23 protein-coding genes are annotated in these 21913 nt (G+C 60.0%); 13 read left to right on the top strand and 10 right to left on the bottom strand.

Features of this window, described 5'->3' with window-relative positions:
- Window positions 1–162: 162 nt before the first annotated feature.
- Together ascF and CU081_RS09225 are read left to right on the top strand one after the other, a co-directional pair.
- Window positions 163–1614 (top strand): PTS cellobiose/arbutin/salicin transporter subunit IIBC, encoded by a 1452-nt coding sequence (ascF, locus tag CU081_RS09230; RefSeq protein ID WP_023314719.1) that lies wholly within the window; start codon window positions 163–165, stop codon window positions 1612–1614.
- 18 nt (window positions 1615–1632) lie between these two features.
- On the top strand, window positions 1633–3057 hold the full coding sequence (locus CU081_RS09225) for a 6-phospho-beta-glucosidase (RefSeq protein ID WP_022651740.1): 1425 nt from the start codon (window positions 1633–1635) through the stop codon (window positions 3055–3057).
- An 88-nt stretch (window positions 3058–3145) separates the two neighbouring features.
- Here CU081_RS09225 and hycI read toward each other — a convergent pair whose 3' ends face one another.
- The 9 genes from hycI to hycA all read right to left on the bottom strand — a co-directional run bounded on the left by hycI (window position 3146) and on the right by hycA (window position 10927).
- Window positions 3146–3601 (bottom strand): hydrogenase maturation peptidase HycI, encoded by a 456-nt coding sequence (gene hycI / locus CU081_RS09220; protein ID WP_003862145.1) that lies wholly within the window; start codon window positions 3599–3601, stop codon window positions 3146–3148.
- Window positions 3594–4004, bottom strand: coding sequence for a formate hydrogenlyase maturation HycH family protein (locus tag CU081_RS09215; protein ID WP_003862143.1), 411 nt, complete (start codon window positions 4002–4004; stop codon window positions 3594–3596). Before CU081_RS09215 ends, hycI begins: the two co-directional genes overlap by 8 nt.
- Complete coding sequence (locus CU081_RS09210) at window positions 4001–4768, bottom strand: NADH-quinone oxidoreductase subunit B family protein (RefSeq protein WP_003862141.1); 768 nt, start codon at window positions 4766–4768, stop codon at window positions 4001–4003. The genes CU081_RS09215 and CU081_RS09210 overlap by 4 nt, the downstream gene beginning before the upstream one ends.
- Window positions 4768–5310 carry a formate hydrogenlyase complex iron-sulfur subunit gene (locus CU081_RS09205; protein ID WP_003862138.1) on the bottom strand — a complete coding sequence of 181 codons (543 nt, stop codon included), beginning with the start codon at window positions 5308–5310 and terminating at the stop codon, window positions 4768–4770. The genes CU081_RS09210 and CU081_RS09205 overlap by 1 nt, the downstream gene beginning before the upstream one ends.
- A 9-nt stretch (window positions 5311–5319) precedes the next feature.
- Window positions 5320–7029, bottom strand: coding sequence for a formate hydrogenlyase subunit HycE (gene hycE, locus CU081_RS09200; protein WP_022651741.1), 1710 nt, complete (start codon window positions 7027–7029; stop codon window positions 5320–5322).
- 15 nt (window positions 7030–7044) lie between these two features.
- The gene (locus CU081_RS09195; RefSeq protein WP_022651742.1) at window positions 7045–7968 is read right to left on the bottom strand and encodes a respiratory chain complex I subunit 1 family protein; all 924 of its coding nucleotides are present in this window, start codon (window positions 7966–7968) and stop codon (window positions 7045–7047) included.
- A gap of 1 nt (window position 7969) precedes the next feature.
- Window positions 7970–9784 carry a formate hydrogenlyase subunit 3 gene (hycC, locus tag CU081_RS09190; protein ID WP_022651743.1) on the bottom strand — a complete coding sequence of 605 codons (1815 nt, stop codon included), beginning with the start codon at window positions 9782–9784 and terminating at the stop codon, window positions 7970–7972.
- On the bottom strand, window positions 9781–10389 hold the full coding sequence (locus CU081_RS09185) for a 4Fe-4S dicluster domain-containing protein (RefSeq protein WP_017692772.1): 609 nt from the start codon (window positions 10387–10389) through the stop codon (window positions 9781–9783). Before CU081_RS09185 ends, hycC begins: the two co-directional genes overlap by 4 nt.
- Before the next feature lie 73 nt (window positions 10390–10462).
- Entirely contained in the window at window positions 10463–10927 is a 465-nt protein-coding gene (hycA, locus tag CU081_RS09180) for a formate hydrogenlyase regulator HycA (RefSeq protein ID WP_022651744.1), read from the bottom strand.
- A 210-nt stretch (window positions 10928–11137) separates the two neighbouring features.
- Between hycA and hypA the strand changes: the two genes are divergently transcribed.
- The 10 genes from hypA (at window position 11138) to CU081_RS09125 (ending at window position 21067) form a co-directional block, all read left to right on the top strand.
- Window positions 11138–11488 (top strand): hydrogenase maturation nickel metallochaperone HypA, encoded by a 351-nt coding sequence (gene hypA / locus CU081_RS09170; RefSeq protein ID WP_022651745.1) that lies wholly within the window; start codon window positions 11138–11140, stop codon window positions 11486–11488.
- 3 nt (window positions 11489–11491) lie between these two features.
- Entirely contained in the window at window positions 11492–12355 is an 864-nt protein-coding gene (gene hypB, locus CU081_RS09165; RefSeq protein WP_022651746.1) for a hydrogenase nickel incorporation protein HypB, read from the top strand.
- Window positions 12346–12618 (top strand): HypC/HybG/HupF family hydrogenase formation chaperone, encoded by a 273-nt coding sequence (locus tag CU081_RS09160; protein ID WP_003862132.1) that lies wholly within the window; start codon window positions 12346–12348, stop codon window positions 12616–12618. The genes hypB and CU081_RS09160 overlap by 10 nt, the downstream gene beginning before the upstream one ends.
- 3 nt (window positions 12619–12621) lie before the next feature.
- A complete protein-coding gene (hypD, locus tag CU081_RS09155; protein ID WP_022651747.1) occupies window positions 12622–13743 on the top strand; it encodes a hydrogenase formation protein HypD in 1122 nt (373 codons plus the stop codon).
- Entirely contained in the window at window positions 13740–14750 is a 1011-nt protein-coding gene (gene hypE / locus CU081_RS09150) for a hydrogenase expression/formation protein HypE (protein ID WP_100185461.1), read from the top strand. The genes hypD and hypE overlap by 4 nt, the downstream gene beginning before the upstream one ends.
- A 62-nt stretch (window positions 14751–14812) precedes the next feature.
- A complete protein-coding gene (gene flhA / locus CU081_RS09145; protein WP_058647342.1) occupies window positions 14813–16885 on the top strand; it encodes a formate hydrogenlyase transcriptional activator FlhA in 2073 nt (690 codons plus the stop codon).
- Between the two features lie 149 nt (window positions 16886–17034).
- Complete coding sequence (locus CU081_RS09140) at window positions 17035–18033, top strand: ABC transporter substrate-binding protein (protein ID WP_022651749.1); 999 nt, start codon at window positions 17035–17037, stop codon at window positions 18031–18033.
- Entirely contained in the window at window positions 18033–19070 is a 1038-nt protein-coding gene (locus tag CU081_RS09135; protein WP_022651750.1) for a FecCD family ABC transporter permease, read from the top strand. The genes CU081_RS09140 and CU081_RS09135 overlap by 1 nt, the downstream gene beginning before the upstream one ends.
- The gene (locus CU081_RS09130) at window positions 19070–19831 is read left to right on the top strand and encodes an ABC transporter ATP-binding protein (RefSeq protein WP_039269079.1); all 762 of its coding nucleotides are present in this window, start codon (window positions 19070–19072) and stop codon (window positions 19829–19831) included. Before CU081_RS09135 ends, CU081_RS09130 begins: the two co-directional genes overlap by 1 nt.
- Window positions 19832–19846: 15 nt before the next feature.
- Window positions 19847–21067 carry an MDR family MFS transporter gene (locus CU081_RS09125; RefSeq protein ID WP_022651752.1) on the top strand — a complete coding sequence of 407 codons (1221 nt, stop codon included), beginning with the start codon at window positions 19847–19849 and terminating at the stop codon, window positions 21065–21067.
- A gap of 5 nt (window positions 21068–21072) precedes the next feature.
- Here CU081_RS09125 and CU081_RS09120 read toward each other — a convergent pair whose 3' ends face one another.
- Entirely contained in the window at window positions 21073–21417 is a 345-nt protein-coding gene (locus tag CU081_RS09120; RefSeq protein WP_022649174.1) for a nitrous oxide-stimulated promoter family protein, read from the bottom strand.
- A gap of 175 nt (window positions 21418–21592) precedes the next feature.
- Here CU081_RS09120 and CU081_RS09115 point away from each other — a divergent pair, with 175 nt between their 5' ends.
- A complete protein-coding gene (locus CU081_RS09115) occupies window positions 21593–21823 on the top strand; it encodes a SymE family type I addiction module toxin (protein WP_003862120.1) in 231 nt (76 codons plus the stop codon).
- Window positions 21824–21913: the final 90 nt, after the last annotated feature.

The raw sequence follows: 21913 nt of genomic DNA, 5'->3' as shown, positions 1-21913 counted from the left end.
ATTGTCGCAGCGGCGTTATCACGCTTTTTACGGCCACGAGTGATCGTCATCACGAAACGAAAAAATGCATAAAAAGCGATCTTGTTTCATTAAAAGAAACTCATGATGATTATGTGAAACCGGTTTCCTACACTTCTCACAACGATAACAGGATCACATCCGATGGCAAAAAATTACGCTGCGCTGGCAAACGACGTTGTTAGCGCGCTGGGCGGTAAAGAGAACATCGTCGCCGTCACCCACTGCATGACGCGCCTGCGCTTCGTTCTGAAAGACGAAAGCCTTACCGACACCGCGCGCCTGAAAAGCATCAGCGGCGTGCTCGGCGTGGTGCGCAACGACAACCAGTGCCAGGTGATCATCGGCAACACCGTGTCCCAGGCATACCGTGAAGTGGTGAGCCTGCTGCCCGCTAACCTGCAACCTGCCGTAGCGGAAGGTCCACAGAAGCTCACGCTGCGCCGGATTGGCGCCGGGATCCTCGACGCGCTGATCGGCACTATGTCTCCGCTGATCCCGGCGATCATCGGCGGGTCGATGGTCAAGCTGCTGGCGATGATCCTTGAGATGACCGGCGTGCTGGGCAAAGGCGACCCGACGCTGACGATCCTGACCGTTATCGGCGATGGCGCGTTCTTCTTCCTGCCGCTGATGGTGGCGGCGTCCGCGGCGGTGAAGTTCAAAACCAACATGTCCCTGGCAATCGCCATCGCGGGCGTGCTGGTTCACCCGAGCTTTATCGAGCTGATGGCCAAGGCCGCGCAGGGCGAGCACGTTGAGTTCGCGTTCATTCCGGTGACGGCGGTGAAATACACCTATACCGTTATCCCGGCGCTGGTGATGACCTGGTGCCTGTCGTACATCGAACGCTGGGTGGATCGCATTACCCCGGCGGTGACGAAAAACTTCCTCAAGCCGATGCTGATCGTGCTGATTGCCGCCCCGCTCGCCATCGTGCTGATTGGCCCGCTGGGGATCTGGATCGGCAGCGCCATCTCCGCGCTGGTCTACACCATTCACGGCTATCTGGGCTGGCTCTCCGTTGCCATTATGGGCGCGCTGTGGCCGCTGCTGGTGATGACCGGGATGCACCGCGTGTTTACGCCGACCATCATCCAGACCATTGCCGAAACGGGCAAAGAAGGGATGGTGATGCCGTCGGAAATCGGCGCCAACCTGTCGCTCGGCGGTTCATCGCTGGCGGTAGCGTGGAAAACCAAAAACCCGGAGCTGCGCCAGACGGCGCTGGCCGCGGCGGCCTCCGCCATCATGGCGGGGATCTCTGAACCGGCCCTGTACGGCGTGGCGGTACGCCTGAAGCGTCCGCTGATTGCGAGTCTGATCAGCGGCTTTATCTGCGGCGCGGTGGCAGGAATGGCCGGTCTTGCCAGCCATTCGATGGCGGCGCCGGGGCTGTTTACCAGCGTGCAGTTCTTCGACCCGGCCAACCCGATGACCATCGTCTGGGTGTTTGGCGTGATGGGTCTGGCAGTGGTGCTGTCGTTTGTGCTGACCCTGCTGTTAGGGTTTGAGGATATCCCGGTAGAAGACGAAGCCGAAAAAGCACGCGCCCTGCAAACCGCACCGGTACAGAACAAAGCAGCAGAAGCATAAACTGAAAGCGAGGTAAGAATGTCTGTTTTTCCACAAGGATTTTTATGGGGCGGCGCGCTTGCCGCCAACCAGAGTGAAGGGGCTTACCGTGAAGGCGGCAAAGGACTGACGACGGTCGATATGATCCCCCACGGCGCAAACCGCCTGGCGGTAAAAGTCGGCAAGGAAAAACGGTTTTCGTTGCGGGACGACGAATTCTACCCGAGCCACGAGGCGATTGATTTTTACCATCGCTACAAAGAAGACATCGCCCTGATGGCGGAGATGGGCTTTACGGTGTTCCGCACCTCGATTGCCTGGAGCCGCCTCTACCCGAACGGCGACGAACCGCTGCCGAATCAGGAAGGCATTGCCTTCTACCGCGCGGTGTTCGAGGAGTGCAAAAAGTACAACATCGAGCCGCTGGTGACCCTCTGCCACTTCGACGTGCCGATGCACCTGGTGACGGAGTACGGCTCCTGGCGCAACCGTAAGATGGTCGATTTCTTCGCCCGCTACGCCCGCACCTGCTTCGAAGAGTTTAACGAGCTGGTGAAATACTGGCTGACCTTCAACGAAATCAACATCATGCTGCACAGCCCGTTTTCCGGCGCGGGGCTGGTGTTTGAGGAAGGTGAAAACGAAGACCAGGTGAAATACCAGGCCGCGCACCACGAGCTGGTGGCGAGCGCGCTGGCGACCAAAATTGCCCACGAGGTAAACCCGGAAAACCAGGTCGGCTGCATGCTGGCGGGCGGTAACTTCTATCCCTACTCCTGCAAGCCGGAAGACGTGTGGATGGCGCTGGAGAAAGACCGCGAGAACCTGTTCTTTATCGACGTGCAGGCGCGCGGCAGCTATCCGGCCTACTCTGCCCGCGTATTCCGCGAAAAAGGCGTCGTGATTGTGAAAGACCCGGGCGATGACGAACTGCTGAAAAATACCGTCGACTTTGTCTCGTTCAGCTACTACGCCTCGCGCTGCGCGTCGGCGGACATGAACGCGGCCAACACCAGCGCGGCGAACATCGTGAAGTCCCTGCGCAACCCGCACATTCAGGTGAGCGAGTGGGGCTGGGGTATCGACCCGCTCGGCCTGCGCATCACTATGAACATGATGTACGACCGCTACCAGAAGCCGCTGTTCCTGGTGGAAAACGGTCTGGGGGCGAAAGATGTCGTTGATGAAAACGGTGAGATTAACGACGACTACCGCATCAGCTACCTGCGCGAGCACATCCGCGCGATGGGCGACGCGATTGAGGACGGCGTTCCGCTGCTGGGCTACACCACCTGGGGCTGCATTGACCTGGTCTCGGCCTCAACCGGGGAGATGAGCAAGCGCTATGGATTTGTCTACGTCGACCGCGACGACGCCGGGAACGGCACGCTGGAACGGAAACGCAAGAAATCGTTTGGATGGTATAAGAAGGTGATTGCGAGTAACGGGGGGGATCTCGAGTAGCCTGTTGCCCTCACCCCAGCCCTCTCCCACAGGGAGAGGGAGATGGGTTTGGTAGGCCGGGTAAGGCGAAGCCGCCACCCGGCACTGCTCAGAGCGGAGAAAAACCTCCATCCCCAACCCACCCGGCAAGCCGTGAATACACCCCCTCCACCGCCTCTTTCACCGGCGGCGTCATCGGGTAATAAAACCCGACAATATCCGGCTGAATGCCCAAAAACAGCACCTCGCCCACGTCGTCTTTGATCTGATCCACCAGGTAGTTCAGCGGCATATTGTGGGTGGTCATCATAAACATCTCGGCGATGTCGTCCGGGTCAATCAGGCGGATCTCGCCGGGGTTAAGCCCCATATCGGTGGCATCGACGATTAACAGCCTGTCCGGATGCAGTTCACGGATGGCGACCACGTCGTTTTCCGGCGCGCTGCCGCCGTCAATCACCACCCAGTTGCCCGGCGGGTTTGCGGCGCACAGTTCCGCCAGCAGCGGACCCGCGCCGTCGTCGCCCATCATGCTGTTGCCGACACACAGTAAAACGTCAGTCACGTAATCTCCTCACCATCAGGTAGATGGCGCTCTCCTGATGAATATCGTGCAGCATGCCGAGCAGCGTTTTGCTCCACGCCTGCTGCGCCGGGGTTTGTACGCTCAGCGCCGCGTCAAAGGCGTTAGCGAGCATCGCAATGTGGTTGGCGTCGATGACGATCTCGCCATACTTCGGCACGCCCTCCATCTTGCGCCGCGCCGTACTGCCCTCCTCCAGCGTGGCGATCCACGCCAGGTATTCCGGCCACGGGCAGGTTAACGCAGCCTCCAGGCAGTCGATCACCCCGAGGTGGTGCCCAATCGCCAGGCTGTAATAGACCACCTGCTGCGCCGCATCCGGCGTGGCATCGTTCTCATCAATAAACTTACGGCTCAACTGGCTGAACACCACCGTTTCACTCATCGGATACGCGCCTCATCCACAATGTTGTTCAGGTTCGCCACGATCTCATTGAGACGCGGATCGTTCTCGGCCTCCAGCCAGCGCGCTACCTGATGGTCGCCCTGGCTGAGCAGACGCAGATAATCGTCGGCAATCTGGCGTCCGTAGCGGTAGCCCGCCAGCCTGCGTGCCGTGCGGTCGATCTTCACCCGCAGCGGTTGCACCATATCCGGGTGCAGGATAGTGGCTGGCTGGTTGTCCAGCTCGCCTGGCTCGCGGGCGTGGATCTTCTGCTCCAGCAGGCCGAGCGCCATGGCAAAACCGTACAGCGTGGCGGCGGGCGTCGGCGGGCAGCCCGGAATGTAGACGTCCACCGGCACGATTTTGTCGGTACCGCCCCAGACGCAGTAAAGATCGTGGAAGATGCCGCCGCTGTTGCCGCAGGCACCGTAGGAGATGCAGATTTTCGGATCCGGTGCAGACTGCCAGGCGCGTAGCGCAGGCGAGCGCATCGCGCGGGTGACCGCGCCGGTGAACAGCAGGATATCCGCGTGGCGCGGGGACGGCACCACCTTGATGCCGAAGCGCTCGGCGTCAAACAGCGGCGACAGCGTAGCGAAGATCTCAATCTCGCAGCCGTTGCAGCCACCGCAGTCCACGCGATAGACGTAGGCCGAGCGTTTGATTTTTTTCAGCAGCGACGCCTTCATGCTGGCGATGGACTCCTCCACCGTCAGCGGCACCGGAATGCCGTTAGCGTCGCGCGGGCCGAGTAAGTTTTCCATCAGCTGGCCTCTCTCATATGGCGGGTTAAATCGATGCGGTCAGACGGCAGCAGGCATTTCTGACGCTTGCACTCCGGGCAGGTTTCGAAGCTTTCACGGTGATGCTCCGCGCGGACGTCGCCGTTGTGCTTCAGCAGCGCGATGGCGTAGTCGATCTCTTTTTGCACGGCGAACGGACGCTTGCAGACGCGGCAGTTGCACAGCGCAAAGCGCGATTGCTGGAGGAAGTCCTCTTTTTTCCACACCGCCAGCTCGTACTCCTGAGACAGGCGAATGGCGACCGTCGGGCAGACCTCCTCGCAGCGGCCGCAGAAGATGCAGCGCCCGAGGTTAAACTGCCAGGCCAGCTCGCCGGTTTTCAGGTCCGTTTCCACCGTTAAGGCATTCGACGGGCAGGCGTTGACGCAGGCCGCGCAGCCGATGCACTGCTGCGGGTTGTGCTCCGGCTTGCCGCGAAAGTTTTTATCAACCGGGATCGGCTCCAGCGGATAACTGCTGGTCTGCGCGCCGGTTTTGATCACTTTTTTGATAAAGGTAAACATGGCGAATCCTTATTTCAGCGGCGAGTTCTTACGTTCGATGCTGTAGCGCTCAAGCTCTTTGTACGGCACCACCTGGCTTTTCTTCTTGCGCACGTCCACGACGGTCATGCGGTCGGTGCAGGAGTAACACGGGTCGAGGCTGCCGATGATCAGCGGCGCGTCGGAGACCGTGTTGCCGCGAAGCATGTAGCGCAGGGTTGGCCAGTTGGCGTAGGTCGCCGCACGGCAGCGCCAGCGGTAGAGCTTCTGGTTGTCGCCGGTCATGCTCCAGTGGATGTCGTCCCCGCGCGGCGCTTCGGCAAAGCCGAGGGCAAAGCGGTTTGGAATGTAGGTGAAGCCTTCCACCATCAGCGGGCCGCCCGGCAGGTTATCGAGGCCGTAGTCGATCATGTTCAGCGCGGTGAATACCTCGTTGATGCGCACCTTCAGACGGGAGATGACGTCGCAGCCCTGCTCGCTGTGCACGGTCATCGGCAGCAGGCCGTAGCCGACGAACGGGTGATCGGCGCGGGTATCGCGGGCGTGGCCGCTGGCGCGCACCATCGGACCAACGTTACTGAAGTCGCGGGCGATTTCCGGGTCAAGACGACCAATCCCGACGGTGCGCTGCTCAATGTTGGGCGTGCTGAGCAGCATATCCACCAGCTCCTGCACGTCCCGGCGCATCTGCTGCGCCAGCTGGCGGGTCTGGATCATGTCGTCTTTCAGCAGGTCGCGGCGGATCCCGCCGATCAGGTTCAGGCCGTAGGTTTTACGCGCCCCGGTAAGGATCTCCGCCATCTTCATCGACGCCTCGCGCACGCGGAAGAACTGCATAAACCCGGAGTCAAATCCGACGAAATGGCAGGCCAGGCCGAGGTTCAGCAGGTGCGAGTGCAGGCGCTCCACCTCCAGCAGAATGGCGCGGATCATCTGCGCGCGTTCCGGCACCACGATCCCCATGCCGTTTTCCACCGAGGTGGTGTAGGCGGTGCTGTGGGCAAAGCCGCAGATGCCGCACACGCGGTCAGAAAGAAACGTGACTTCGTTGTAGCCCATGCGGGTCTCCGCCAGCTTCTCCATGCCGCGGTGGACGTAGAACAGGCGGTAGTCGGCGTCGATAATGTTCTCGCCGTCGACGAACAGGCGGAAGTGGCCCGGTTCGTCAGAGGTAACGTGCAGCGGGCCAATCGGCACCACGTTATTCTTCTTGCTGCCCAGCTCGTTGATGAACTCGTAGGTTTCGCTGTCGGTGGTTGGGGCCGGGCGCTGGCGGTAGTCCATGCTGTCCTTGCGCAGCGGATAGAGTTCATCCGGCCAGTCGTCCGGCAGCACCAGGCGACGCTCGTCAGGCAGGCCAACCGGCACCAGGCCGTACATGTCGCGCACTTCGCGCTCGCCCCAGACGGCGGCAGGCACGCGCGGCGTGACGGACGGGTATTCCGGTTTATTCGGGTCGACCTCGACGCGCACGGTGATCCAGCACTTCTCGCCCTGCTCCATCGACATCACGTAGTACACCGCGTAACTGCCGCACAGCTGGCGCTCGTCGTTACCGAACAACACCGACAGCCAGCCGCCCTGCTGGTAGTAGAGAAACTCCACCACTTCCGGCAGATAGTTCACCTTAATGGTGACGGTGATCTGGTCTTTGGTTTGCCAGGACTCCTCCAGCACCACGCCCGGGAAAGCCTGATGCAACGCGGCGAGATACTGCTGACCTTTCTTTTCTTCAGACATAAACACTCTCTTTAATCACGCCACCAGCAAGGAGACGAACGCTAAAAATGCAAAACCAAAACCAGCCCAGGTAATGCGTGACGTTTCGACAAAACGCAGGCGCGCCATGCTGTTTTCAAACAGGGCAATGACCAGCACGCCGATAAGCAGCTTGAGCACAGCCACCACCACGGCCAGCAGCAGGCCGCCCGCAGAGAAGTGCGTCATCTGCCCCCACGGGAAGAAAACGCCGACGAACATCTGCAACACCACCAGCTGCTTGAGGCTGATGCCCCACTTCAGCACCGCAAAGCCGTAGCCGCTGTACTCGGTGAGCGGCCCCTCCTGTAATTCCTGCTCCGCTTCCGCGAGATCGAACGGCAGCTTGCCCATCTCGATAAACGTGGCGAACGCGCAGGCGCAGAGCGCCAGCACCAGCGGGAGCGAACGTGAAACCGGCCAGTGGTAAACGGTGTCGGTGATAAAACTGATGTGGGTCGAGCCTGCAACCTGCGCGGCGACCCACAGCCCCAGCAGCAGAATTGGCTCAACCAGCACGCCGAGCATCGCCTCGCGGCTGGCGCCGATACCCGTAAACGGGCTGCCGGTGTCCAGGCCCGCAATCGCAAAGAAGAAACGCGCGATGGCGAAGAGGTAGATCAGCGTAATCAGATCGCCCAGCACCGGCAGCGGCGACGCCACCGTCACCACCGGCAGCGCGGTGGCGATGGTCAGCATCACGCCCACCATCACAAACGGCGTCAGGCGGAACACCCAGCCCGCGGCATCCGGCGCGACGCTCTGACGGGAGAGCAGTTTGAAGAGATCGCGGTACTCCTGGAGCACGCCAGGTCCGCGACGGTTGTGCAGCCGGGCGCGCGCCACGCGCGTGATGCCCGACAGCAGCGGCGCGGCGGCGAACAGCACCAGCGCCTGAAGAATTGCCAGTAACAGACTCATGTCAGGCTCCTCGTGAAATGACAATCACCACCAGCACCGCCAGCTCGATCAGCGCCAGGCGGCGGAACAGTACGGGCACGGCGGCCCCCTGCCAGCCCGGCACCCAGCCCACCGGGTTCAGCCAGTGGCGCAGCTTCAGCACGGCGGCAAAGTTCTCTTTCACCGGCATGGCGAAACCGTGGGCGGTGATGACCATCGACTGCTCGTGTTCGTAGCCGCAGGCCCACGCCGCGCCGCGCGAGCGGGAGGCGAGACGGTCGCGTCTGAAGAACAGCATCAGCACGAACGGCAGGAGCGGCGCGGCAATCAGCAGCAGCGCCATCATCGGCTGGGAAACGACGGTATGCGCCGTGACCAGCGGCAGCGGAATAGCGTGGCCCAGCAGCGGCAGCAGCCACGGCGCGGCAACCCCGCCCGCGATGCAGCACAGCGCCAGCGCGACCACGCTGGTGGTCATCAGTACCGGGGCGCAGCAGGCGTTTTCCGCTTCTCGGGTGCGCGGCGCGCCCAGGAAGGTGACACCGTAAACTTTAGCCATACACATCACCGCCAGCGCCCCGGTGATCGCCAGGCCCACCGCCAGCAGCGGGCCGAGTAAACGCCCGATAAACGCCTCGCTCTGGCCGAGGGCGAAGAAGGATTGATAAATCACCCACTCGCCGGCAAAGCCGTTCAGCGGCGGCAGCGCAGCCATCGCCATCAGCCCGACCAGCATCGCCAGCGAAATGACGGGCATTTTTTTGCCAATCCCGCCGAGCTTCTCAATATCGCGGTGCCCGGTGCGGAACCAGACGCTGCCCGCGCCGAGGAACAGGGTGCTTTTAAACAGGCTGTGGTTGATAAGGTGATACAGACCGCCAATAAACCCGGCGGCAATCAGCGCCGGCTGGTTGAGCGCCAGCCCGGTGACGCCTGCGCCCATGCCGAGCAGGATAATCCCGATGTTCTCCAGGGTGTGGTACGCCAGCAGACGCTGGATGTTGTGCTCCATCAGCGCGTAGAGGCCACCGACGAACGCGGTGATCATCCCCGCAATCAGCAACGCCACGCCCCACCACAGCGGCGGCTGATTGCCCGTCAGGGTTATCGTCAGGATGCCGAACAGACCGACCTTCATCACCACGGTGGAGAACAGCGCAGCGGCCGGGGCTGAGGCATTGGCATGCGCCTGCGGCACCCAGCCGTGCAGCGGGATTATCCCGGCCAGCAGGCCAAAACCGACTACGCCCAACAGCCAGACGTCGTTGCCCAGCGGCTGGCCGTTAAGCGCGGCGAAATCCAGCGTGCCAAAACGCTGCCACACCAGCCAGCAGGCCAGCGCCAGCAGCAGCGTGCCGAGACGTCCGAGCGCAAACCACAGCTTGCCGGAGGCGCTGCATCCGGTCAGGAACACGCCGCACAGGGCCATGATTTCAGCCATCACCACCAGTGCGCCGAAGTTGCTGGCGACAACGGTACAGACCGCGGCGGCCATCAACAGGTTAACCAGCAGGCCGTTGGCTTTGGTGTGCTGATGGCGGTGCCAGTCGATATTAAACAGGCTGATAAACAGCCCGCACAGGCCAAAGGTTATCAGCCAGATGGCGTTCAGCGGCGTAAGCTCAACGGCGTGGTGAATCAGCGGGATGAGGGTGTCGACGGATTGCCCGTCGATCAGGACAACCCCGCCCGCCGCCAGCGTCATCAGGCTGCCGACCGCCCCGCCGATACCAGCAATCACGCCGCTCAGCGTTTTATGGAAGGCGAGGAGCAGCGCCAGGACAGCGGCGGCGGCAAACCAGGCCACGCCGCTGGTCATCATAACTATCGCGTTCATTTCGCCCCCTCGTTAAGCGCCCGCAGCAGCGAAAGATCGCCGACGTCGGTATTGATGGTCAGCTCGCGCTTGCGTTTGCTGGTGCGAGCGATGTCGCGGATGTTGACCAGGACCAGCGCCCGGGTCGGGCAGGTCCGCACGCAGGCCGGACCCTGCTCATCGAAGCTGCACAGGTCGCACTTCACCGCAACGGCGCGAATGCCCGGCACCCAGTCCAGCAGCGTGCTCACGCGTGCCGGAGCCGGCGGCGCAGGCGGCGCTTTCGGGGTATTGGCATTCGCCGGAATATGCAGCGGACGGCTGCCGGAAAACTCAATGGCGCCGAACGGACAGGCGATGCCGCACAGCTTGCAGCTCACGCACAGGCTTTCGTTCAGCTGTACCGCGCCGTCAACGCGGGTGATGGCATTGACAGGACAAACGCCCGCGCACGGGGCGTCTTCACAGTGGTGACAGAGCTGCGGGGCAGACTCTTTCTCATTACGCATGACGCGCAGGCGCGGCATGGACTGTAGCCCGTGCAGGCGGTGCGTTTCCGAGCACGCCGCCTCACAGGTCCGACAGCCAATACAGACCGTCGAGTCAGCAATTACAAAACGGTTCACCGGGTCATCCTCTGGTGATGGTCATTTTTGACGAAAAAAAACTGTCTTATCGACACTTCTCGACACTCGCTTTTCAGGCCACGTTCGCGGAGGATTTTCCGTCGATCAGCTGTTTCAGGTTGATCGGCTGATCGTGCTCAACGGCGGCGTAGAGGCCGTTATAAACCGGCGCTATTTTCTCCAGATAGTGCTCCAGCACCTGCTGGCGATCGCGGTTGCTGACGTGACCGTCCACCATGCCGTCGGCCATCAGTTGAGCTTTCGCAATACACTGTTTTTCACCCTCTTTTGTCTCAACGTAATACTCAATGGTGTGGCTGTTGAAGCTCTCCGCCAGGGTGACAAAAATCGTGAAGTGACCAAACAACACAAAGCGCATGTCCCCCTGCGCCGCGCAGCTCATGGCATGGTGCAGACGGGCTTTTGACAGGGTGATCCCCTGAATCAGAGAGTTGCAGTAGAGGTGCCACTGATCCTGAAGCTGCTGATGACGTTGCGCGATGTAATCCGCTTTTTCGCTAATTTCCCAAATAGTCATAAAAGGTATCCGGTTAATGGAGTTAGCGGCTGTTAAGCAGTTTTCGTGCCAGTTTTTAATCTGTTGATTTAAATATCTTTTAACAAGAGACGTACTGTCACCGCCGCGGTGTCGACGTGTCATTTCGACAGCGTTGACATCGTCACGCCGTAACGCAAATCAAGCTGGCACTGTTATTGCATTGAAGGGGCAATTCATTAAGGAGGCGTCATGCACGAAATCACCCTCTGCCAGCGGGCACTGGAACTTATCGAACAGCAGGCTGTGCAGAACCATGCGAAGCGCGTGACCGGCGTCTGGCTGAAGGTCGGGGCGTTTTCCTGCGTCGAGACCAGCGCCCTCACCTTCTGTTTTGAGCTGGTGTGCCGCGGCACGCTGGCGGAAGGTTGCGCACTGCATATCGAGGAGCAGCAGGCGGAGTGCTGGTGCGAACAGTGTCAGGAGTACGTCACGCTGCTGTCATCGAAGGTACAGCGCTGTCCGCAGTGCCAGAGCAGCGGGCTGCGCATCGTGGCGGATGACGGTATGCAGATCCAACGCCTCGAAATCGAGAAGGAGTAAAGTATGTGTAGTACCTGCGGTTGCGCTGAAGGCAACCTGTATATCGAAGGGGATGAACACCGCCCCCACTCCGCGTTTCGCTCCGCGCCCTTTTCCCCTGCCCCGCGTCCCGCGGCGGCACTGACCGGCATCACCTTCGCGCCGCAGCGTTCCGACGCGGGTGACCTGCATTACGGCCGCGGCGAAGCGGGCACCCACGCGCCGGGCATCAGCCAGCGCCAGATGCTGGAGGTGGAGATTAACGTGCTGGATAAAAACAACCAGCTCGCCGTCCGCAATCGCGCCCGCTTTGCCGCGCGCGAACAGCTGGTGCTGAACCTGGTCTCCAGCCCCGGCTCCGGTAAAACCACCCTGCTGACCGAAACCCTCAAACGGCTGAATAAACGTGTCTCCTGCGCCGTTATTGAAGGCGATCAGCAAACCGTTAACGACGCCGCGCGCATCCGCGAAACCGGTACGCCTGCGATTCAGGTCAACACCGGGAAAGGGTGCCATCTGGACGCGCAGATGATTGCCGACGCCGCCCCGCGCCTGCCGCTGGCGAACAACGGCATCCTGTTCATTGAAAACGTTGGCAACCTGGTCTGCCCGGCAAGCTTCGACCTCGGCGAGCGGCATAAAGTGACGGTACTCTCCGTGACCGAAGGGGAAGACAAGCCGCTGAAATATCCGCATATGTTTGCCGCCGCCTCCCTCATGCTGCTGAACAAAGTCGACCTGCTGCCGTACCTGAATTTCGACGTAGATAAGTGCCTGGCTTACGCCCGCGAAGTGAACCCGGACATTGAGATCCTGCTGGTTTCCGCCACGCGCGGCGACGGGATGGACGCCTGGCTGAACTGGCTGGAGAACGAACGATGTGCATAGGCGTCCCCGGACAAATTCATTCCATCGACGGCAATCAGGCCAAAGTGGAGGTCTGCGGCATCCTGCGCGATGTCGACCTGACGCTGGTAGGCAGCCACGATGAGACCGGCGCATCGCGTCTCGGCCAGTGGGTGCTGGTCCACGTAGGTTTTGCCATGAGCGTGATTAATGAGGAAGAAGCCCGCGACACGCTGGACGCGCTACAGAATATGTTTGACGTCGAGCCGGACGTGGGCGCCCTGCTGTATGGGGAGGAACGATAACACATGCGTTACGTTGATGAATATCGTGCGCCTGAGCAGGTGTTGCAGCTTATCGATCGCCTGAAGTCCCGCGCGTCGCTGCTGGACTACACGAAAGAAAAACCGCTGCGGATCATGGAGGTGTGCGGCGGACACACCCACGCCATCTTTAAATTTGGCCTCGACCAGCTGCTGCCGGAGAACATCGAATTTATCCACGGCCCCGGCTGCCCGGTGTGCGTGCTGCCGATGGGGCGCATCGACAGCTGTCTCGACATCGCCAGCCGCCCCGGTGTGATTTTTTGCACCTTTGGCGACGCCATGCGTGTACCGGGAAAAAATGGCTCGCTGCTCCAGGCGAAGGCGCGCGGCGCGGACGTGCGGATCGTCTACTCACCGATGGATGCCCTGACGCTGGCGATGGCTAATCCAGAGCGTAAGTTCGTCTTTTTCGGGCTGGGTTTTGAAACCACCATGCCCGCCACCGCCATTACCCTCCAGCAGGCGAAAGCCCGCAACGTCACAAACTTTTACTTTTTCTGCCAGCACATCACGCTTATTCCCACGCTGCGCAGCCTGCTGGAAGCGCCAGATAACGGTATCGACGCGTTTCTGGCGCCGGGCCACGTCAGCATGGTGATCGGCACAGAAGCCTACGGTTTTATCGCTGAACAGTACAATCGTCCGTTAGTGGTGGCTGGTTTCGAGCCACTTGATCTACTGCAAGGCGTGACCATGCTGGTTGAGCAGAAAATAGCGGCCCTGAGTGCGGTGGAAAATCAGTATCGCCGCGTGGTGCCCGATGCAGGTAACAGACGGGCACAGCAGGCCATAGCCGACGTGTTTAGCGTCGAAGGCGACAGCGAATGGCGCGGACTGGGGCTGATTGCCGAATCCGGCGTGCACCTGACGCCCGCGTATCGCGCCTTCGACGCCGAAGCGCATTTCCGACCGCAGCCGCAGCAGGTGTGCGACGATCCCCGCGCCCGCTGTGGCGACGTACTCACCGGAAAATGCAAACCTTATCACTGCCCGTTATTTGGCAACACCTGTAACCCGCAAACCGCGTTTGGCGCGCTGATGGTCTCTTCAGAAGGGGCATGCGCCGCGTGGTATCACTATCGCAACCAGGAGTGTGAAGCATGAACACGGTGGAAATGGCGCACGGAAGCGGTGGACAGGCGATGCAGCAGCTGATTAACCGGCTGTTTATGGACGCCTTTAACAATCCCTGGCTCGCCGAGCAGGAAGATCAGTCGCGCATTGCGCTCTCAACCCTCACCGCACACGGTGACAGGCTGGCGTTCTCTACCGACAGCTATGTGATTGACCCGCTGTTCTTCCCGGGCGGCGATATCGGCAAGCTCGCCGTCTGCGGCACGGCAAACGACGTCGCCGTCAGCGGGGCGATCCCCCGCTACCTCTCCTGCGGGTTTATCCTCGAAGAAGGGTTACCGATGGAAACGCTCACGGCGGTGGTCAACAGCATGGCGCACACCGCCCGCGAGGCGGGGATCGCCATCGTCACCGGGGATACCAAGGTGGTGCAGCGCGGCGCGGCGGATAAGCTTTTTATCAACACCGCCGGGATGGGGGCGATCCCCGCCGATATTCACTGGGGCGCTCAACAGCTTTGCGCAGGCGACGTGCTGATTGTCAGCGGCACGCTGGGCTGCCACGGGGCAACCATCCTGAACCTGCGCGAAGGCCTGGGGCTGGACGGGGAACTGCGCAGTGACTGCGCGGTACTCACGCCGCTGATCCAGACGCTGCGCGACATGCCGGGCGTAAAAGCCCTGCGCGACGCCACGCGAGGCGGCGTGAATGCCGTGGTGCACGAATTTGCCGCAAGCAGCGGCTGCGGAATTGAGCTGACCGAGCGCGGCCTGCCTGTCAAAGGCGCCGTGCGCGGGCTATGCGAGCTATTAGGGCTAGACCCGCTTAACTTTGCCAACGAAGGCAAGCTGGTGATCGGCGTGGAACGCACGGCGGCGGAAGCCGTACTTGCACAGCTGCGCGCGCATCCATTAGGGAAAGACGCGGCCATCATCGGCGACGTGGTTGAGCGCAAAGGGGTGCGCCTGACCGGGCTTTACGGCGTGAAACGCACGCTGGATCTGCCGCACGCTGAACCGTTACCCCGTATTTGCTAGACCGCATCAATAGCGGTCAGCGCCGAACGTCTCTTTTTGCCAGTTTCTATTGGAAAGCAACAATGCCGTATACACCGATGAGCGATCTTGGACAGCAGGGCCTGTTTGACATCACGCGCACACTTTTACAACAGCCCGACCTCGGCGCACTGAGCGATGCCCTGACGCGGCTGGTCAGGCAATCTGCGCTGGCGGACAGCGCCGCCATTGTGCTCTGGCATAGCGCAACCCACCGCGCGAGCTATTTCTCAACGCGTGATAACGGCAAAATCTTCGAATATGAAGATGAAACGTTTCTTGCCCACGGCCCGGTGCGGCGTATTCTCTCCCGCCCGGAAGCGCTGCACTGCAATTTTGACCAGTTTCGCCAGGCCTGGCCGAAGCTGGCAGAGAGCAACCTTTACCACCCTTTCGGCCACTACAGCATGCTGCCGCTGGCGGTGGAAGGGCAAATTTTTGGCGGCTGCGAGTTTATCCGCGATACCGACCAGCCCTGGAGCGAGGCGGAGTACGAACGCCTGCACACCTTTACCCAGATTGTGGCCGTTGTCGCGGAGCAGATCCAAAGCCGCGTCACCAATAACGTGGACTACGACCTGCTGAGCCGCGAGCGCGATAACTTCCGCATTCTGGTTGCCATCACCAACGCCGTGCTCTCCCGCCTGGACATGGATGAGCTGGTCAGCGAAGTATCAAAAGAGATCCATCACTATTTTAAAATCGATGCCATCAGCATTGCGCTACGCGGCAACCGGAAAGGCAAGCTGAACATCTACTCCACCCACTACCTTGATGAAGCTAACCCGGCGCACGAGCAGAGCGAAGTGGACGAAGCGGGAACGCTGTCCGAGCGGGTATTTAAAAGCAAAGAGATCCTGCTGCTCAATCTCAATGAACAGGATCCGGTAGCCCCCTACGAGCGGATGCTCTTCAACACCTGGGGCAACAAGATCCAGACCCTGTGCCTGCTGCCGCTGATGTCCGGCAACACCATGCTCGGCGTGCTCAAACTGGCGCAGTGCGATGAAGCCGTATTTACCACCGCCAACCTGAAGCTGCTGCGCCAGATCGCCGAGCGCATCTCCATCGCGCTGGATAACGCCCTCGCCTATCAGGAGAACCACCGCCTGAAGGAGCGGCTGGTGGACGAAAACCTGGCGCTGACCGAGCAGCTCAACAACGTGGACAGCGAGTTTGGCGAAATCATCGGGCGCAGCGATGCCATGTACAGCGTGCTCAAGCAGGTGGAGATGGTGGCGCAAAGCGACAGCACGGTGCTGATCCTCGGTGAAACCGGTACCGGGAAAGAGCTGATTGCCCGGGCGATCCACAACCTGAGCAACCGCAACAGCCGCCGGATGGTGAAGATGAACTGCGCGGCGATGCCTGCTGGCTTACTGGAAAGCGACCTGTTCGGCCACGAGCGCGGCGCCTTTACCGGCGCCAGCAGCCAGCGGCTGGGCCGTTTTGAGCTGGCGGATAAAAGCTCTTTGTTCCTCGACGAAGTGGGCGATATGCCGCTGGAGCTCCAGCCCAAGCTGCTGCGCGTGCTGCAGGAGCAGGAGTTTGAGCGCCTCGGCAGCAACAAGCTGATCCAGACCGACGTGCGTCTGATTGCCGCCACCAACCGCGATCTGAAAAAAATGGTCGCCGACCGCGAGTTTCGCAGCGATCTTTACTATCGCCTGAACGTGTTCCCGATCTGCCTGCCGCCGCTGCGCGAGCGCCCGGAAGATATTCCGCTGCTGGTGAAAGCCTTTACCGCGAAGATTGCCCGCCGGATGGGGCGAAATATCGACAGTATTCCTGCCGAAACGCTACGCACACTCTCGGCGATGGAGTGGCCGGGGAACGTGCGCGAGCTGGAAAACGTCATCGAGCGCGCGGTGCTGCTGACGCGCGGGAACGTGCTTCAGCTGTCCCTGCCGGAGGTTTCTCTTGCGGAAACGACCGTGGCCGCAACCGAGGTTGCGAAGGATGGAGAGGATGAATATCAGCTCATTATGCGAGTGCTGAAGGAGACCAACGGCGTGGTAGCCGGGCCGAAAGGCGCGGCGCAACGGCTGGGGCTGAAGCGTACCACCCTGCTCTCGCGCATGAAGCGTCTGGGAATCGATAAAGAGAGCCTGAATTAACCCGTCATTCCGGCGCCGTATATGGCGCCGCCTTTCATCACTCTGCGTAATTGTCTCACATTGACACAATATATTTTCCTCTGTATAAAATTCCGCCTTAATAATGCGTTTCATTTGCATCAAAATAATTTTAATGAAGGTAGCGTTTAATGAAAAAGGTTCTCTGCGCGTTAGGCCTGGCGGTTGCATCAATGAGTACAGCTCTGGCTACCACGTACCCGCTCACGATAGAAAACTGCGGGTATAAAGAAACCTTCACCAAAGCGCCGGAACGCGTTGTGGCCCTGGGGCAGAATACCGTCGAGATCCTGCTTCTGCTGGGTCTGGAAGATAAGGTGAAAGCCAGCGCGTTCTGGCCGACCAAAGTATTGCCGCAGCTGGCTGAGCAGAATGCAAAAATCAAAACCCTGACCGTCGAAATTCCGACACTTGAATCCATTCTTGCGCAAAACCCTGATTTTGTTCCTGCACAGCTGCCGCTGCTGCTCGGGCCTGAAAGTAAGGTCGCAAAGCGTGAAGATCTGGCCACCGTTGGGGTAAACAGCTACTTGTCCCCGGGCATGTGCGCCACTAAAAAAGCCGCAGGGGACATGTACGGCAGCCGCCAGACGCTGTGGGACATGACCTACCTTTATCAAGAGATTGAGGATTTCGCCAAGATTTTCAACGTGGAAGCGCGCGGTCAGGCCGTTATCGCCGACTTCAAAAAACGTGAAGCCGACCTGCGCCAGGAGTTTGGCAAAAACAACAAAGACCTCTCCTTTGTTTTCTGGTTCTCAAGCTCCTCACCTTCGGCTGATGCCTATGTCGGCGGCAAAAACAGCGCCTCTGGCTTTATTGCTAACGTGCTGGGCGGCCATAACGCCATTACCTCTGAGACCGAATGGCCGACCGTGGGCTGGGAAAGTATTATTGCCGCTAATCCGGACGTGATTGTGGTCTCCAGCCTGGATCGTAACCGCTGGGCGCTGGACAACGCCGAAGAAAAAATCAAATTCCTGAAAAGCGATCCAGCCGTCAGCCAGATGGAGGCGGTGAAGAAGGGTCATATTGTGGTGATGGACGGCCAGGCCATGAACCCGACGATTCGCACGCTTTACGGTGCTGAGCAGGTCGGCGAACAGCTCAGAAAACTGGGACTGAACTGATGACCACCGCCGTACTTCAGATGCGGCAGGGGGTGCTCCTGACCACGTCATGCCTGCTCGCCTTCGTGCTGTTGTTTCTGGTGATCGCCCTTGGCGTCAGCATCGGTGAGTTGTCTATCCCGCTCAATAACGTGTTCTACGCCATCAGCAATAAGCTGGGGCTGACTGACGTTCCGCTCAACCGCATCTACGAGAGCGTCATCTGGGACTTTCGCCTCAGCCGCGCGCTGGTGGCGGCCTGCTGCGGAGCCGGGTTGGCCATCTGCGGGGCCGTATTGCAGAGCCTTTTGAAGAATGCGCTGGCGGAACCTTACGTGCTCGGCGTGTCGGCGGGAGCGTCAACCGGGGCGGTGTCAGTCGTCGTATTGGGTCTCGGCACCGGCGCAGTGTCGCTTTCTGCGGGCGCGTTTGCCGGAGCCTTCGCCGCCTTTGCCTTCGTCGCCTTCCTGACCAACGGCGCGCGCGGCGGCAATGAACGCACGATCCTGGCGGGCGTAGCGGCCTCTCAGCTGTTTAACGCCATTACCGCCTATACCATCAGCACCTCTGCCAGCGCGCAACAGGCGCGCGACGTGATGTTCTGGCTGCTGGGCAGCTTTAGCGGCGTACGCTGGCCGGAATTCCAGCTGGCGCTGGTAGTGGTACTGGCGGGGCTGGCCGTCTGTCTTTATTATTCCCGTGCGCTGGACGCCTTTACGTTCGGTGATGATGCCGCCGCCTCGTTGGGCATTGCCGTGCCCTGGGTGCGCCTGGCCTTGTTTACCACCACCGCCCTGATCACCGCGACCATCGTCAGCATGGCGGGCTCTATTGGTTTTGTCGGGCTGGTCGTGCCGCACGTTATGCGTTTCCTGTTCGGGCCGCTGCACCGCACGCTGCTGATAGCCAGCGCGCTGGCGGGGGCGATCCTGATGGTGCTGGCCGACATCGCCTCGCGGATGCTGATTGCTCCGCAAAGCCTGCCGGTTGGCGTCGTTACCGCACTGGTGGGCGTACCGTTCTTCGCCGTGATTATCTACCGCTCAAGGAATAAGTAATGAGCATCTGCGCCGAGAAAATCACCTGGAAGGTAGGTAAAAAGATCATTGTGAATCATGTTTCGCTGAAGGTTTCCCGGGGCGAAACGGTGGGCCTGCTTGGCCCTAACGGCTGCGGTAAATCCTCACTGTTGCGCATACTGGCAGGTCTGCGCCGCCCGGATGCCGGGTGCGTGACGCTGGACGGACAGGACATTGCCCGCATTGCCAAAAAGCAGCTGGCGCGGCGCGTGGCGTTTGTTGAACAGCACGGAATGACCGACGCCAATATGCGCGTGCGTGACGTCGTCAAACTGGGGCGAATTCCGCACCATTCTCCCTTCTCAAACTGGAGCGCGCAGGATGACGAAACCGTCACCGCCGCCCTGCAACGCGTGGATATGCTGGATCGCAGCGAACAGGGCTGGCTGAGCTTATCCGGCGGCGAGCGTCAGCGGGTACATATCGCCCGCGCGCTGGCGCAAACGCCCACCGAGATCCTGCTGGATGAACCGACCAACCATCTGGACATTCATCATCAGATGCAGCTCATGCAGCTTATCAGTGAGCTGCCGGTAACCAGCATCGTCGCCATTCACGATCTTAACCACGCATCCATGTTCTGCGATTCGCTGATTGTGATGCAGCAAGGGCAGATTGTGGCGACCGGAACGCCGCAGGAAATCTTATCCGAGGAGCTGCTCTGGGACGTCTTCAGGGTGAAAACCAGAATCGAGATCTCGCCGTACCACGGCAAAAAACACATCCATCTTATCGTGTAGGGGTGAGTTAAAACGATGCCTCTTCGCACTGCAAACACCCTCTGGCCGCCCGTTCTGCTGGGCAGCCAGTTTGTGTTTAATATCGGCTTTTACGCGGTCGTCCCCTTCCTGGCGATCTTCTTACGTGACGATATGCTGCTCTCCGGCGGGCTGATTGGGCTGGTGCTGGGGCTGCGCACCTTCTCCCAGCAGGGGATGTTTATTGTCGGCGGCGCGCTTTCAGACCGGTTTGGCGCGAAGAGCGTGATCCTCAGCGGCTGCATTGTTCGTGTGGCGGGTTATTTGCTGCTGGCCTTTGGACAATCCCTGTGGCCCGTCATTCTGGGGGCCTGTCTGACGGGCGTCGGCGGCGCGCTGTTCTCACCGTCGATAGAAGCCCTGCTGGCCAAAGCGGGAACGCAAAGCGAGGCGAAGGGTAAACGAAGCCGCGCGGAGTGGTTTGCGCTGTTTGCGGTGTGCGGTGAACTTGGCGCCGTTCTTGGCCCGGTAATGGGGGCCCTGCTGACGGGGCTGGGCTTTCGTCAGGTTGCGCTCGCAGGCGCAGGGATATTTATCGTTGCGCTGGTGGTGCTCTTTTTCAGCCTGCCTGCGGCACATCACAGCACGAAGCCGCTGAAAATTCTGCCCTGGTGGACGACGTTCCGTCAGCCGCGTTTCGTCGCCTTTATCATTGCCTACAGTTCATGGCTGTTAAGCTATAACCAGCTCTATCTGGCGCTGCCGGTGGAGATCCAGCGCGCCGGGGGGAACGAAAAAGATCTGGGACCGCTGTTTATGCTGGCATCGGTGCTGATCATTGTTCTGCAATTGCCCCTCGCCCGCTTCGCCCGAAAGGTTGGCGCGGTCCGGATCTTACCGGTGGGCTTTTTGCTGCTCTCCGCCGCGTTTGCCAGCGTGGCGCTTTTTGCCGCGACGGAGCCGCCGGAAGGCTGGCTGCGCCTGCTGCCCTCTGCAAGCTTTGTCACCCTTTTAACGCTTGGACAGATGCTGCTGGTGCCGTCGGCAAAAGATTTGATCCCACATTTTGCCGAGGAGTCGACGCTTGGGGCGCACTATGGCGCGCTCTCAACCGCCGGTGGCGTCGCGGTGCTGGCGGGGAATTTAGCGTCAGGCGGCCTGCTGGACAAGGCGCTGGTGCCCTCAACGCAAGCCATTTACCCCTGGCTGCTGCTGGCGGTATTTCCGCTGTGCAGCGCCGTCGCCCTGAGCGTGATTTGTCGTCCACTGCGGCGCTGAGTTGATTATTTTTTGGGCCGATACTTTTCGGGTAATTCCGGAACCGGACGGCGATCGTCGATCAGATGACGGATGGTCAGAATTGGATGACGCCATAACATACGTGGCCCTGCCCAGCGCATGACCTGCTTCATCTCTTCCCGTCGGGCGGGCTGATAACAGTGCACCGGGCACTGTTTGCAGGCGGGTTTTTCCTCACCAAACACGCATTTATCCAGCCGCTTATCGGCATAAGCCTTGAGCGCTGAATAGTGCCCCTCTTCTTTTATGGCGTGCGGACACCTGTTTTCATACAGGGCGATCATTCTGGCGATCGTCTTTTTTTCTCGTGAAATACGTTTACCGGACATAACGCCGTCCTCAACAATAAAGTGCATTTATAATACCCTTTTATCTGCACATTTTCAGTCATTGCATTCCGTTTTCTGAAGCGTCCTTCCAGAATTACCCCGCCCCCCGCCGCGTTTTACTGGTATTTTATACAGGCATAAATAACCACCTTTGACCGCATTCACCGGAGCGCTTATGCAAGAGATAGCGATCGCCAAACCCTATCGTCACTTGAAAGTGGGTTACTTCAGAAAACGTCATGAAGACCGTAAAACGAAAATTCCAAAACGCTACAGCGTACACGCAGCGCTGAGCCTGAAAGGCGACTGGCTTGAGCAAGCGGGATTTACCACCAACTCGCAGGTTAGGGTGGGCGTCGAGCATGGAAAAATCATCATTGAATTAATGGCGGAAGATGCCTCGTAAAGTCGTGACTTTTTTCTGCGCCGCACCTTTTTTTCATGCGACAATAGAAGGAACAATCGGCCATTGAGCCGCTCAAAGCGTAATATTTTC

The sequence above is a fragment of the Enterobacter sp. CRENT-193 genome, assembly GCF_002787395.1.
Classification (GTDB): domain Bacteria; phylum Pseudomonadota; class Gammaproteobacteria; order Enterobacterales; family Enterobacteriaceae; genus Enterobacter; species Enterobacter hormaechei_C.
This window is presented reverse-complemented; position numbering and strand designations above follow the sequence as displayed.

What these genes read in the sequence shown, in the direction of transcription:
- ascF (WP_023314719.1), top strand. Translation starts at nt 163, where the DNA reads ATGGCAAAAAATTACGCTGCGCTGGCAAACGACGTTGTTAGCGCGCTG.
- CU081_RS09225 (WP_022651740.1), top strand. Translation starts at nt 1,633, where the DNA reads ATGTCTGTTTTTCCACAAGGATTTTTATGGGGCGGCGCGCTTGCCGCC.
- CU081_RS09215 (WP_003862143.1), bottom strand. Translation starts at nt 4,004, where the DNA reads ATGAGTGAAACGGTGGTGTTCAGCCAGTTGAGCCGTAAGTTTATTGAT.
- CU081_RS09210 (WP_003862141.1), bottom strand. Translation starts at nt 4,768, where the DNA reads ATGGAAAACTTACTCGGCCCGCGCGACGCTAACGGCATTCCGGTGCCG.
- CU081_RS09205 (WP_003862138.1), bottom strand. Translation starts at nt 5,310, where the DNA reads ATGTTTACCTTTATCAAAAAAGTGATCAAAACCGGCGCGCAGACCAGC.
- hycE (WP_022651741.1), bottom strand. Translation starts at nt 7,029, where the DNA reads ATGTCTGAAGAAAAGAAAGGTCAGCAGTATCTCGCCGCGTTGCATCAG.
- CU081_RS09195 (WP_022651742.1), bottom strand. Translation starts at nt 7,968, where the DNA reads ATGAGTCTGTTACTGGCAATTCTTCAGGCGCTGGTGCTGTTCGCCGCC.
- hycC (WP_022651743.1), bottom strand. Translation starts at nt 9,784, where the DNA reads ATGAACGCGATAGTTATGATGACCAGCGGCGTGGCCTGGTTTGCCGCC.
- hycA (WP_022651744.1), bottom strand. Translation starts at nt 10,927, where the DNA reads ATGACTATTTGGGAAATTAGCGAAAAAGCGGATTACATCGCGCAACGT.
- hypA (WP_022651745.1), top strand. Translation starts at nt 11,138, where the DNA reads ATGCACGAAATCACCCTCTGCCAGCGGGCACTGGAACTTATCGAACAG.
- hypB (WP_022651746.1), top strand. Translation starts at nt 11,492, where the DNA reads ATGTGTAGTACCTGCGGTTGCGCTGAAGGCAACCTGTATATCGAAGGG.
- CU081_RS09160 (WP_003862132.1), top strand. Translation starts at nt 12,346, where the DNA reads ATGTGCATAGGCGTCCCCGGACAAATTCATTCCATCGACGGCAATCAG.
- hypD (WP_022651747.1), top strand. Translation starts at nt 12,622, where the DNA reads ATGCGTTACGTTGATGAATATCGTGCGCCTGAGCAGGTGTTGCAGCTT.
- hypE (WP_100185461.1), top strand. Translation starts at nt 13,740, where the DNA reads ATGAACACGGTGGAAATGGCGCACGGAAGCGGTGGACAGGCGATGCAG.
- flhA (WP_058647342.1), top strand. Translation starts at nt 14,813, where the DNA reads ATGCCGTATACACCGATGAGCGATCTTGGACAGCAGGGCCTGTTTGAC.
- CU081_RS09140 (WP_022651749.1), top strand. Translation starts at nt 17,035, where the DNA reads ATGAAAAAGGTTCTCTGCGCGTTAGGCCTGGCGGTTGCATCAATGAGT.
- CU081_RS09135 (WP_022651750.1), top strand. Translation starts at nt 18,033, where the DNA reads ATGACCACCGCCGTACTTCAGATGCGGCAGGGGGTGCTCCTGACCACG.
- CU081_RS09130 (WP_039269079.1), top strand. Translation starts at nt 19,070, where the DNA reads ATGAGCATCTGCGCCGAGAAAATCACCTGGAAGGTAGGTAAAAAGATC.
- CU081_RS09125 (WP_022651752.1), top strand. Translation starts at nt 19,847, where the DNA reads ATGCCTCTTCGCACTGCAAACACCCTCTGGCCGCCCGTTCTGCTGGGC.
- CU081_RS09120 (WP_022649174.1), bottom strand. Translation starts at nt 21,417, where the DNA reads ATGTCCGGTAAACGTATTTCACGAGAAAAAAAGACGATCGCCAGAATG.
- CU081_RS09115 (WP_003862120.1), top strand. Translation starts at nt 21,593, where the DNA reads ATGCAAGAGATAGCGATCGCCAAACCCTATCGTCACTTGAAAGTGGGT.